This is a genomic window from Lederbergia citrisecunda, assembly GCF_018343695.1.
GTDB classification, from domain to species: Bacteria; Bacillota; Bacilli; order Bacillales; family Bacillaceae_C; genus Lederbergia; species Lederbergia citrisecunda.
The window spans coordinates 1,975,084-1,987,115 of record NZ_JAGYPJ010000001.1; the positions used below are offsets into that span (position 1 = coordinate 1,975,084).

At 36.7% G+C, this 12,032-nt stretch carries 11 protein-coding genes; 5 read left to right on the forward strand and 6 right to left on the reverse strand.

The window, feature by feature from the left end:
* Nucleotides 1-43: 43 nt before the first annotated feature.
* The gene (dnaE, locus tag KHA93_RS09850) at nucleotides 44-3,388 is read right to left on the reverse strand and encodes a DNA polymerase III subunit alpha (protein ID WP_213110587.1); all 3,345 of its coding nucleotides are present in this window, start codon (nucleotides 3,386-3,388) and stop codon (nucleotides 44-46) included.
* A 511-nt stretch (nucleotides 3,389-3,899) separates the two neighbouring features.
* On the opposite strand from dnaE, the gene ytrH reads away from it, so the two are divergent.
* Together ytrH and ytrI are read left to right on the forward strand one after the other, a co-directional pair.
* A complete protein-coding gene (ytrH, locus tag KHA93_RS09855) occupies nucleotides 3,900-4,232 on the forward strand; it encodes a sporulation membrane protein YtrH (protein WP_213110588.1) in 333 nt (110 codons plus the stop codon).
* Nucleotides 4,229-4,735 (forward strand): sporulation membrane protein YtrI, encoded by a 507-nt coding sequence (ytrI, locus tag KHA93_RS09860; protein WP_213110589.1) that lies wholly within the window; start codon nucleotides 4,229-4,231, stop codon nucleotides 4,733-4,735. The genes ytrH and ytrI overlap by 4 nt, the downstream gene beginning before the upstream one ends.
* A 46-nt stretch (nucleotides 4,736-4,781) precedes the next feature.
* Here ytrI and KHA93_RS09865 read toward each other — a convergent pair whose 3' ends face one another.
* Nucleotides 4,782-5,714, reverse strand: coding sequence for a DHH family phosphoesterase (locus KHA93_RS09865; RefSeq protein ID WP_213110590.1), 933 nt, complete (start codon nucleotides 5,712-5,714; stop codon nucleotides 4,782-4,784).
* Between the two features lie 125 nt (nucleotides 5,715-5,839).
* On the opposite strand from KHA93_RS09865, the gene KHA93_RS09870 reads away from it, so the two are divergent.
* Complete coding sequence (locus KHA93_RS09870; protein WP_213110591.1) at nucleotides 5,840-6,142, forward strand: YtpI family protein; 303 nt, start codon at nucleotides 5,840-5,842, stop codon at nucleotides 6,140-6,142.
* Nucleotides 6,143-6,296: 154 nt separating this feature from the next.
* Here KHA93_RS09870 and KHA93_RS09875 read toward each other — a convergent pair whose 3' ends face one another.
* From KHA93_RS09875 to KHA93_RS09885, 3 genes are all read right to left on the reverse strand, one after another.
* Nucleotides 6,297-7,607 carry a CBS domain-containing protein gene (locus KHA93_RS09875; protein ID WP_213110592.1) on the reverse strand — a complete coding sequence of 437 codons (1,311 nt, stop codon included), beginning with the start codon at nucleotides 7,605-7,607 and terminating at the stop codon, nucleotides 6,297-6,299.
* 77 nt (nucleotides 7,608-7,684) lie between these two features.
* Nucleotides 7,685-7,924 (reverse strand): hypothetical protein, encoded by a 240-nt coding sequence (locus KHA93_RS09880; protein ID WP_213110593.1) that lies wholly within the window; start codon nucleotides 7,922-7,924, stop codon nucleotides 7,685-7,687.
* A gap of 69 nt (nucleotides 7,925-7,993) precedes the next feature.
* Nucleotides 7,994-8,677 carry a metal-dependent hydrolase gene (locus KHA93_RS09885; RefSeq protein ID WP_213112861.1) on the reverse strand — a complete coding sequence of 228 codons (684 nt, stop codon included), beginning with the start codon at nucleotides 8,675-8,677 and terminating at the stop codon, nucleotides 7,994-7,996.
* A 274-nt stretch (nucleotides 8,678-8,951) separates the two neighbouring features.
* Here KHA93_RS09885 and KHA93_RS09890 point away from each other — a divergent pair, with 274 nt between their 5' ends.
* On the forward strand, nucleotides 8,952-10,043 hold the full coding sequence (locus KHA93_RS09890) for a M24 family metallopeptidase (RefSeq protein WP_213110594.1): 1,092 nt from the start codon (nucleotides 8,952-8,954) through the stop codon (nucleotides 10,041-10,043).
* A gap of 294 nt (nucleotides 10,044-10,337) precedes the next feature.
* On the opposite strand, the gene KHA93_RS09895 is transcribed toward KHA93_RS09890, so the two are convergent.
* Nucleotides 10,338-10,865, reverse strand: coding sequence for a GNAT family N-acetyltransferase (locus KHA93_RS09895; RefSeq protein ID WP_233711109.1), 528 nt, complete (start codon nucleotides 10,863-10,865; stop codon nucleotides 10,338-10,340).
* Between the two features lie 125 nt (nucleotides 10,866-10,990).
* Here KHA93_RS09895 and KHA93_RS09900 point away from each other — a divergent pair, with 125 nt between their 5' ends.
* Nucleotides 10,991-11,995 (forward strand): phosphotransferase enzyme family protein, encoded by a 1,005-nt coding sequence (locus KHA93_RS09900; RefSeq protein ID WP_213110595.1) that lies wholly within the window; start codon nucleotides 10,991-10,993, stop codon nucleotides 11,993-11,995.
* The last annotated feature ends 37 nt before the right edge of the window (nucleotides 11,996-12,032 follow it).

Sequence of the window (12,032 nt, forward strand, 5' to 3'; positions counted from 1 at the left end):
AGCTTCTAAAACAATATAACATATTTTAGTCTGTTTGAAAAAACTATTTTAATATTACGCAATCCTTACCAAGTAGTGACCTTATTTCACTCAGCGTTTCAATTGATGGATTAATCCAATCTTTCGATGATAATTTCATGGTTTGTTTTGTTGATTCATAATGGAGTACGATCGCAGTATTCCCTTTATGATTCCGAATGATTTCATGTAAAGAATGGAGAGTTTCCTTCTTATGTAATTCGGTTCGAATTTTTACATATAACACCGCTGGATTATCTAGCTCTTTTGCAAGTTGTATATGTTGTACGATGAATTGAAGTTCTCCATCTCTACTTTCAATATTCCCCGAAACGAGAACAATTTCTCCTTCTTTGCAAATTAAGTTGAACCGTTTATATGTTTCCGGAAAAACGACTCCCTCCATATCGCCTGTCGGATCGCTCATCTTAATAAATGCCATCAAATCTCCTTTTTTTGTTCTAATTGATTTAACGCTAGTTAAATAAACTCCTACAGAAACGCGCCTTTGATTTGGTTGTAAATCGATGAGAGGGATCGCACTAGCATATTGGAATCGATCCGCGTACATTGAAACAGGGTGGTCAGAAATATATAAACCGAGGGCAAGCTTTTCTAGCAATAATTTATCTGTCGAACTAATTGGCTCAACATCAATATATTTTGGCTGAATCCGAAACATCTCATCGTTTTCAAATAAATCCGGGCTTTCTTCAGCCGGTCGCATCAACTCAGCATGTTCCATGGCAACATCTAAAGTGGCTAATAACACTGCTCGATCATAGCCAAATTCATCAAATGCCCCTGAAGAAATAAGTCCTTCCATTATTTTTCTATTAACAGCTCTTTGTGGCACCCTTAAACAAAAATCAAAAAGGTCCTTATATGGCTTTACGCTGCGGGCTTTAATAATTTCTTTTAGTGTAGTAGCACCGATCCCTTTAATAGCTGCAAGACTAAAACGAATTCCATTTTTTTCAGCAATAAATGGATAGTGACTTTGGTTAACGGATGGAGGCAGCACTTTAATCCCCATATGCCTTACTTCAGAAATGTATTCGGCAATTTTGTCTTCATTTCCAACAACAGAAGTGAGTAATGCTGCCATAAAATCTTCTGGATAATTTGCTTTTAAAAAACTAAGCTGCCATGAAATGATACTATATGCAACTGCATGGCTTCTGTTAAATCCGTAATTGGCAAAACGAACAATCAAATCGTAAGTCTCGTTTGCGATTTTTTCACTATAGCCTTTTTTTAATGCCCCAGACACAAAATGCTTACGTTCCTGGTCCAATACTTCTTTCTTTTTTTTGCTTACCGCTCTCCGCAATAAATCAGCTTCACCAAGAGTAAATCCTGCCATGACAGAAGCTATTTGCATAATTTGCTCTTGATAAACGATCACTCCATAAGTTAGCTCTAAAATATGTTTTAAATCAGAATGGAGAAAATGTACTTCTTTTTTTCCATGTTTGCGAGCAATATATTCAGGAATATTTTCCATTGGACCTGGGCGATATAATGCATTGACCGCAACAATATCTTCAAACTCTGTTGGACCTAATTCACGAAGAACTTTTCGCATTCCTTCCGATTCTAATTGAAATATTCCAGTTGTATCCCCTTTTCTAAGCATGGCGAATGTTTTTTCATCGTAGAAAGGAATTTCTTTCGGGTTAATTTTTTTCCCTATCCTGATTTCAATACTTTTGACAATTCTTTCAAGCAAGGACAAATTGCGAAGGCCTAAAAAATCCATTTTTAATAGACCGATTTCCTCTAAATCCTCCATCGGGAACTGAGTCAAAAACGTACTTGATTCGTCACCTTGAATCGGAATGATGTCAGTTAGTGGTTTTTCTGAAATGATCACTCCCGCGGCATGAGTAGAAGTATGGCGGGGAAGACCTTCTATTTTCAAAGCTGTTTCGTAAAGTTTTCGATTCAAATCTGACTCATTTACGAATGCCTTTAGGCCATCCGACTCTTTATATGCTTGTGCAAGGTTCGATCCAAATCTTGAAGGAATCAGTCTAGATAGCTGATCCAATTCTTTCGTATTCATTCCAAAAACTCTTGCTGTATCCCGAATGGCTGCTCTTGTAGCGAACGTTCCAAATGTTAGGATTTGCGCTACGTGCAATTTTCCATATTTATTCATTACATATTCAATTACTTCATCCCGTCTATGATCGGGAAAATCAATATCGATATCTGGCATACTAACTCGCTCAGGATTAAGAAACCTTTCAAATAACAAACCATGTTCAATTGGATCAACATCTGTTATGCCAAGTACATATGAGACTAATGATCCCGCAGCAGAACCACGTCCTGGTCCTGTTAAAATGGCTTGTTCCCTTGAAAACTTCATAAAATCCCAAACAATTAAGAAATAATCATCAAAGCCCATTTTTCCAATAATTTGTAATTCATAATTCAGTCTATCGATATAACGTTTGTCCGAACGGGCTACTCTATCTTTCAACCCTGCAAAACATAAGCTTTTTAGAAGTTCTTCTGCAGTTTCGCCATCTGGGATAGGATACTTCGGCAAAAGCTCTTGATGAGTTTTAATCATCACATTACAGTCGTCTACAATTTTTAATGTGTTTTCTAAAGCCTCCGGCATATCAGAGAATAATTCAGCCATTTCTTGCTGACTCTTAAAGTAATATTCACTTTCTTCTCCTGTTAGCTCATCAAAATTGGACAGTTTTTCACCGTCACGAATAGCTTTTAAACATGTGTAAGCAAATGAATCTTTTTTTTCTAAAAAGCGAACATTATTCGTTGCTACGATAGGAATATCTAAATGATTTGCTAATGAACGGATTGATGCATTCATGGATTGATCAAAATGTGTTCCAAAGTTTTGCATGCTTATATACAGGGATTCGCCTTCAAATGAATCTTTAAACGACTTAACTAAAGCTGCTGCTTCGTTCATATGTCCTTCGGATATTAGCTTTCCAATTTTCCCATCACGAGCTGAGACTAAACCAATTATTCCACTCGTCAAAGCTAAGAGTTCATCCCAAGGAATATGCCCTTCACGGCATGTTTTTATATAGCTTGATATTTTAACTAAGTTTTGATAGCCTATATTATTTTTCGCTAACAATACAATTGAATGAGTTTCATCCTTTTCCGCTAATAATACTTCTGCAGTCAATCCGATAATTGGCTTTACATTCGCTTTTACACATGCATTATAAAAGGGTAAGACTCCGTATAATGCATTGTGATCTGTAATAGCTAATGCAGAATAGTTAAATTCCTTCGCCTTTTCTATAAGGGATGAAATAGAAATCGTACTAGACAACAAGCTATATGAAGTTGATATTTGTAAATGGGAAAAAATCATTGTCCACACCCTTTCCCGATTTTTTATTAAAAAGTAATTATTAACGTCTTTTGTTAACACACGTTGATTGCAGTGGAAGGCACAAGACTTCTGGAGGGAAAACGTAAGCGCGTGGCCCCGCAGGCGCGTCAAGCGCCGAGTCTGCTCGGAAACTTCTCTAGCTTCGGCTCCTAGTTGCTACTGAATCTCCAGCCACTTACCTACGATAAGTCATCATCGACTCGTCCCTCTTCGTAATTCCTTTATCTCAGTCTGTGACCTAGAAAACTCATACGCCACTAAACAGTCGTCTCCGCTTTTCGGTGCAACCCCCAGCGAGCGCCTGGAGCGGAAATCAACATATAAGGTTAAAAGAACCTTTAGAAAAAAAACATGACATTCTTGAACCTTCTTCTATTATGAACCAGCTTGTGAAAAAAGAAAATATGTTCGATTTCTCTTTTTCATACAATGACCCTTTGTCCCATATATTCAATAATAACGGTAATCTTAAGAAATTGGAGATGGTGTAATGAATGAGGCTTTCTTTCCGACGTTTTTTTACTGCTTTTTTACAGCTTTCGGTGTCATGTTGGGAGGTTCTTTAATTGGGGGTCTAGCTGCTTTTATTACGGGCGAACCGCTTTTTACAGAGATAACCAAAATAGGTGATAGAATTAGAATTTGGGCCATAATTGCTGCAATAGGTGGAACATTTGACACAGTTTATAGCTTTGAAAGAGGGTTCTTGGATGGAGGCACAAAAGATATATTCAAGCAATTTTTATTAATTTTATCGGCCATGGGTGGCGCTAAATCTGCAGCTCTTATCATTAGTTGGTTGACGCAGGAATATATATCATGAGGATTCCACCGCTATACCGAAAACCGTCGTGGCAGCGCTTCTTTGCAGGAGCTGCTGTTGGTGGTTGTATTAGTTGGGTAATATTTTTATATATGTTTGGGGTCATGCAAGAAAAAAATGGATACTTAATAGAGGAACAATCCAATAAAATAAAACAGTTGCAAGACGACATAAAAATATGGCAAGAAGATTATCGGGAACTAAATAAGAAAAATGAAGAAATGCTTACGATTCAAAAAATTGATATAAGACTAGTCGGATATGAAAAATATCAAATTAAAGATAGGCAAAGTATTTTCAATGTTGAGGAGGCGATTCGAGAAGATTTAAAATCCTTGTTGGCAAAAGATTTAAGTACCGTTCATAAAAATAAAGATATTGTCAAAAAAACTATTGAAAACAAGATCATTAATATCAATGGGAAAAGATATAAATTCATCGTGCAGGAAATGTACTTTTATACTACCATTAACATTACAGTTGAACTGAAATTGGCCGGATAATATACCGGCCATTTTAGTTAGAGTAACAAGGCACTAAGAGTTTCACCTATTTACATATTTCTTCAATTTCCCGCTTCACTTTTTCTACTTCGCCCCATGAATTTACAGAAGCGCCAGCAGCAAGTGGATGACCTCCACCATTGTATTTCATCGCAATCGTATTGACGATTGGCCCTTTCGAGCGCAGCCGAACCCGTATTTCCGCTTCTTCCTCTATAAAAAAGCACCATGCTTTAATTCCTTTTATGCTCCCTAGTGAACTTACGAGAATCGAGGCTTCGGACGCAGTTACATCATAATCATTAAGTATTTCTTTGTTTAGCACAATCGTAGCTGCGCCATTCTCATTCATTGTAAAATGATCATAAACATATCCCTGAAGTCTGATTAGTTTTGGCTCCATCTCGTACATTTCATTGAATAATGAAGTTCGATCAAACTGGTAGCCAATTAATTCACCTGCGTAGTCAAAAGTCTTTTGTGTCGTACTTGGATAAATAAACCGACCCGTATCCCCCACGATTCCAGAGAAAATCAGTCTTGCTGCTTCATCCGTCATTTTTAGCCCATCGTTCTTACCATAAAGATAAAATTCGTATATCATTTCGCTCGTAGATGATGCAGAAGTATCGACCCATAATAAATCGCCATATCGATCTTCATTTGGGTGATGGTCAATTTTTATTAACATATCTCCCAATGTATAGCGATCATCACAAATTCGTTCCTGATTTGCCGTGTCACAAACAATCACTAAAGCCCCTTCATATTGTTGATTCGCTATCTTATCAGGTACAAACAAATAATCAAGAGATTCATCACGTTTACCAACCACACATATCTTTTTATTTGGAAAAGAAGCTTTTAATATTTCTGCAAGTCCACCTTGAGAACCATAAGCATCAGGGTCTGGCCTAACATGCCTGTGAATAATGATTGTATCGAACCGTTGAATTGCTTCTAAAATTTGTTGTTTCATATTGTGCCTCTTTTCTTCAATCTTCATTTGTCATTCAATATTCATTTCTCTTAAGTAGAATTTTAGCTTTTTTATCGTTACAATAAAAGAATCATGACATAGATGAAATGGAGGCCATTTATTCAATGCCATTTTTGGTTTTCTTTATTATATTATCATTTTCTTTTTATATCTTTTACAAAATAAAATATGTACGCAGTAGAAGACCAATGGAGAAAAAAATGCTCAACGGTAAATCTAGTGTGGCACTAGGACTTTTTGTTTTATTATTTGGTGTAAACCAGCTATTCCTATATGATACGACACTCACGTATATCATTGCCGTTGTATTTATTTTAATGGGTGGTTTTAGTACTTGGGTTGGTTTTAGAGCATATCGCCATCACGTACCATACGTAATTAGAGAAGCAGAAGAAATGTCTAAATAATAATGTTGGAGAGGCTATTTCATAAATGAAATAGCCTTTTTATGCATAGCTCCAGCGCATATCGACGTGTTTCCTTTATCTTTATCAAAGCACTAGACGAACCCACATCCTGTAGGCCTATACGTCGAAAAGAAAGGTGCTTGCATTGTTCATATTATTTATCAATTAACTTGCACATTAACAGAGCTTTTCCAATTAATTCTGTCCCATTAAGTACTTCTACATCTACTTTTCCAAATTTCCTCCCTGCCTCGAGAATTTTAGGCTGAACGGTAAGAACACTTTCCATTTGGGCAGGTTTTAGGAAATAAATCGTCATATTTTCGACAGCTAGTTCCCCTTTTTTCTGTTGCCTAAAAATACGGTTCGCCGCCTCTACTACAATAGAAGTAAACACTCCATAGGAAATGGTTCCAATTTGGTTTGTCATTTGTGGAGTAACTTCGAACAAAAACGACGTATCCCCTGTGTTTTCCCATGCTGAAAGTTGTTTTGAAACCGTGTCATCAATCGTCTCTCCTACATGAGGCTGACGCTGAATCATTTGCAGGGCTTTCAATACATCCTGCCTACTAATAATTCCTTCAAAACGATGTTGTTCATTTACTACCGGTAATACTTCGATCCCTTCCCAGATCATCATATGTGCTACTGATGCCACACTTGTTTTTACTCCAACGGTTAAAGGATTTTTGGTCATCACTTTATCAATCGATAGTAATTCATCTTGTCCAATTACATCTTTTCCTGTTACCATCCCAAGTACTTTTTGATTGGAGTCAATGACTGGAAAACGACTATGGTTCGTTTCTTTCTTTTTGTTATACCAATCTCTTACCGTATCTTTAACTGTCATACATGCAGATTTATCCGGTGGGGTTAAAATATCTTCGACTAAAATGATTTCTTTTTTAATAAGTTGGTCATAGATGGCTCTATTAATCATCGTCGCTACTGTAAACGTGTCGTAGCTCGTAGATATAATAGGGAGCTCCAGCTCATCAGCTAGCCTTTTAACGGCATCACTCGTATCAAACCCGCCTGTAATGAGAACCGCTGCCCCCGCTCGTAATGCATGCTCATGCACTTCTGTTCGATTCCCAACAATCAACAAATTTCCAGCGCCTGTATATCTCATCATCGCGTCAATTTTCATTGCACCAATGACAAATTTCGTGAGTGTCTTGTGGAGACCTGCTTTTCCTCCGAGCACTTGACCATCGATAATATTAACAATTTCAGCAAACGTTAATTTTTCAATATTATCTTTTTTCTTCCGCTCTATACGAATCGTACCAACTCGTTCAATTGTACTGACATATCCTTTATTTTCTGCGTCTTTAATTGCTCTATATGCTGTTCCTTCACTTACTTTTAGTACTTTCGCAATTTGCCTTACGGATATTTTTTCGCCTATTGGAAGACTATCAATATGGCGAATAATTTGTTCATGCTTTGTTGACAAGCTTTTCACCCTTTTCTCATACCATTCAATGTATCATTATTATAGCGAGAAAAGGCACTATCAGCAATTTATGGAAATTATCGTGCCCGTAACCGCTTGATTTCAGAACGAGAAACGTGTTTTTCTCCTACCGAATCTCTTCTTTTTGGTATAAATAGGAGGGCTGATAAATTACCTGCTATGACAATAAAAGCAAAAACTAACCACGAAATTACAAAGATCCCTTCTAATCCTGATGAACTAACAGTTAGACGTGGTACAGCAATGTACAATAAAACTCCGCAAAGAAGTAAACAAAGTAAATAGCGATTTTTCACAGAAAAGCCTCCCTGTATACTTTTTGTTATTGTATGCAAGGGGGCCGTTGTAAAAAACCAACTTTGTATTTAAAGTTCCAATGTTTCTCCTACTTCCATAATTTTCCCGGAAATATGATCCTCTAGCAAATCAATAAAGTTTTGTGGGTTCTGTCTTATAGGAGGAAATGTATTGTAATGAACCGGAACGACTAACTTTGCACCAATTAACTTAGCCGCTATGGCTGCATCTTCTGGGCCCATCGTAAAATTATCACCAATTGGTAAGAATGCTAGATCAATTGGGTGTCGTTCTCCGATTAATTTCATATCTGAAAATAGGGCAGTGTCCCCTGCATGATAAATTGTTTTTCCTTCAGCTGTGAATAGAACTCCAGATGGCATACCCATATAAATAATTTGTTGATCCTCCGTCACTACTGCAGAGCTATGAAAAGCTTGAGTATATTTTACCGTTCCGAAACTAAAATCGTACGAACCGCCAATGTTCATTCCGTGTGTTTTTAAACCTTTCCAACCTAAATAGACAGCTAGCTCGTTCGGGGCAACGACAAGAGAATTGCTTCGTTTTGCAATTGCTTCTGTGTCACCTACATGATCCCCATGTCCATGGGTTAAAATAATGGCATCTGCTTTTTCTTTTTCTGCCTGTAAATCGGTAAGACCATTACCCGAAATAAAAGGATCAAACAAAATTGTTTTTCCTTCTGTTTGAATTTTTACGACTGAATGACCATGAAAAGAAACTTTCATCATGCAACACTCCTTTATTAGATTGTTCTTTATATCTCTTCGAGTCTTTATTGTTAATTCCCTTCTATTCCTTTTCTTAATCTAAAAAAACTGATACTCTTTTATCATAAGAAAAAAAGCGAAAGCACCTTACTTATCGTCGTACAGGCTATAGGATGTCGCTCTGTCGACGATCCTTTTTCGATCTTTGACTGAGATAAATGAAATACATTGGGCCTCGAAAAGCGGAAGGCGCTGGAACTGGAAATTGAGAATGTTAAAGGAGTGAATACTTATGAATGAAAGGCTAACAAAACTTGCAAATTGGCTGAAAAAAGAAGAAATCGATGCGGTTTTTATAACATCGCCCGATAATGTTTTTTACTTATCTGGTTTTCAAAGTGATCCCCATGAGCGACTTTTAGGACTTGCTGTATTTCAAGAAAAAGAACCCTTTTTAATTTGTCCAAAAATGGAAGTAAATGACGCTAAAAAATCAGGCTGGAACTTCGAAATTATTGGTTATAGTGATACAGAAAGGCCATGGGATTTTGTTGAGGATCGAGTAAAAGCCCGAATAAATAAAGTCCAAAGATGGGCAGTAGAAAAAGAGCATTTAAACGTAGAAAGATATGAGGAACTTTTATCTCGTTTTAATGGAGCATCTTTTCATAGCGCTGAAGCCATCCTTCATCAGCTACGTATGATTAAGGATAACAATGAAATTTCCATACTTCGAAAAGCATGTGAACTTGCTGATTTTGCTGTTCAAGTAGGAGTCAATGAGATTAAGGAAGGTAAAACTGAACTTGATATCATTGCTGCCATCGAATACGAAGTGAAGAAAAAAGGTGTTTCCGGAATGTCTTTTGACACAATGGTACTTACTGGTGCAAATGCTGCTTCTCCTCATGGAACACCAGGAGAAACGAAAATTCGAAAAGGCGATTTCGTACTGTTCGATCTTGGGGTCATTTATGAAGGATATTGTTCTGATATTACGAGAACAATTGCTTACGGTGATATTAATGATGTGCAAGAAAAGATCTATCAGACAGTTCTGAAAGCTGAAGAAACAGCGGTCAATGCAACAAAGCCAGGAGTGCTTGCAAAAGACCTCGATTCTATTGCACGGGAAATAATTCATCAGGCTGGATATGGAGACTATTTCCCACATCGACTTGGCCATGGACTTGGAATCAGTGTTCACGAATATCCTTCCATGACAGCTACGAATGAACTGGAATTAAAGCCAGGGATGGTTTTCACCATTGAACCAGGAATTTATGTACCTGGAGTTGCAGGAGTAAGGATTGAAGACGATGTTTTAGTAACGGAAAGTGGAGTTGAAGTTTTGACGAAGTTTCCAAAAACGCTAGTTCTATAATTTTCATGAGAAGTGGCTGTCCAAAAAAGTCAGGCAATTGAACTTTGGTAGCCCCTTCTTTTTTTGAGGGCTATGTTAATGTACCGGTTTCTTTGCGATCCAGGCGCCTCGTTTTCCGCGGTCGTTCCGGAGACTTACTTTGCGGGGTTTCGACAATTACCATCTCGAGTTAGGAATTGTGGCTTTTGCTCACAATATTAAAAGTAGCAGGGACTTTCAGAAAATGATCCTAAAAATACAAAAGCATGTGGAGAAAAACGAATGATTTTTCTCCATCTGCTTTATTTTAGGGACTTATCGGACAATCCCGTTATTTTTATCTATTATCATCTCATAATAAGGTTCTTCCTGTTCAGTATCTTCGAACCACTTCATACCTTGATATTCAAAACCAACTTTCTCTAATATTTTTAAAGACTGGGCATGTTTTGGGTCTGCTGAAGCAAAAATACTTTTTACATTGCCATTTTCTTTTGCAATTTTTACACATGCAGCAGCTGCCTCAGTAGCAAAACCTTTACCCCAAGATTCTTTGGAAAAGTGGTAGAGAAGTTCTACGTTTTCTAAAGAACCCCTTATGTTAAACCCAGCAGCACCAATAATCTTTCCGGTTTCTTTTTCAACAACTGCATAGACGGAAAGTCCAGTTGCCTTGTAACAGCGTATGTAGGAGTCTAATACTATTCCTAAATTCTCATAAGGAGTAGGTCCTCCACAATAAGCCATGACCTCTCGATCCCCCCAGAATCTCTTAGCAGCATCCATATCCTCGGCATCAAAAACTTTTAATATCAATCTATTAGTTTCGGATATAACGATCATTCCATCACCTCTTATACATTGTTCTCCAGTCCTCATAACTAATTTAATTAATTCTAGTTATTAGAAGAAGGAATTTCGAGCATTATCACTAATTTACTATATAAAAAATATTATGTGAGGTACATATGGAAAAAGAAATGATAGATGAATTTAGTTATGAAATTCTTGAATTAGGAGCTAAAAGTTTTGGTGTTGCACCTGAGAATCTAATACATATAGGAAATTGGCAAAACTTTATTTATGAATACAAAATAAATGGACAATCATATATATTAAGATTCACCCCTTCTCCCCACCGCCCAGTTAACAAAGTAAAGGGAGAAATTGATTGGTTGCTTTATTTATCTAAGAATGGAGTTTCTGTATCTAATCCTATTGAGTCTAAAAATGGTCATTTTGTTGAAGTGATAGAAACAAATAATACTGGTTTTATTGTAACCTCTTTTACAAAAGCACTAGGTAGGAAAATTGGATATCCAGAGTGCCTAAATGACAACGAATTATATTATAAACTCGGACGTATTACTGGAAGAATTCATTCGTTATCCCAAAAATATAAACCGAGCGACAAAACTATTCAGAGGCATGATTGGCATCAAAATTATTACCTTCAAAACATCGGTAAGTTTGTTCCAATCAATCAGAAACTAGTGCATGAATCCTGCTTCAACTTAATGAAAACGATTAAAGATTCGTTACCTAAAGATGAAACATCATATGGTCTTATTCATGGAGATATTGGAGTAGGAAACTTTCTTGTAAATGAGGAAGGAATCATCACACTTTTTGATTTTGATGAAGCCCAATACAGTTGGTTCGTTGAAGATATTGCAGTTCAATTATATTATTTGGTTTACGTCTACGGAGGAGAAGAAGGTAAAAATAATAGGGAAGCTCAAGCCTATCGATTTATGGAATATTTCTTAAAAGGATATGAACGAGAACATTCAATAGATGAATATTGGTTAAAACAGATCCCTTTATTTCTTAAATTAAGAGAAATCATTGTCTACATAGGCTGTAACCGTAGTTGGGATATGACTAATCTGAATCAGTGGTCAAAAGATTATTTAACTGAAAGTAAAGAAAGAATTGAAAAAGGCGAACCAGTTGTTGATATTTGGAAATAGCTTGAAAGAAAACAAATAGGATAATATTAATAGACGC

Coding starts and splice junctions, on each gene's coding strand:
- dnaE (WP_213110587.1), bottom strand. CDS start 3,388: ATGATTTTTTCCCATTTACAAATATCAACTTCATATAGCTTGTTGTCT.
- ytrH (WP_213110588.1), top strand. CDS start 3,900: ATGAATGAGGCTTTCTTTCCGACGTTTTTTTACTGCTTTTTTACAGCT.
- ytrI (WP_213110589.1), top strand. CDS start 4,229: ATGAGGATTCCACCGCTATACCGAAAACCGTCGTGGCAGCGCTTCTTT.
- KHA93_RS09865 (WP_213110590.1), bottom strand. CDS start 5,714: ATGAAACAACAAATTTTAGAAGCAATTCAACGGTTCGATACAATCATT.
- KHA93_RS09870 (WP_213110591.1), top strand. CDS start 5,840: ATGCCATTTTTGGTTTTCTTTATTATATTATCATTTTCTTTTTATATC.
- KHA93_RS09885 (WP_213112861.1), bottom strand. CDS start 8,677: ATGAAAGTTTCTTTTCATGGTCATTCAGTCGTAAAAATTCAAACAGAA.
- KHA93_RS09890 (WP_213110594.1), top strand. CDS start 8,952: ATGAATGAAAGGCTAACAAAACTTGCAAATTGGCTGAAAAAAGAAGAA.
- KHA93_RS09895 (WP_233711109.1), bottom strand. CDS start 10,865: ATGATCGTTATATCCGAAACTAATAGATTGATATTAAAAGTTTTTGAT.
- KHA93_RS09900 (WP_213110595.1), top strand. CDS start 10,991: ATGGAAAAAGAAATGATAGATGAATTTAGTTATGAAATTCTTGAATTA.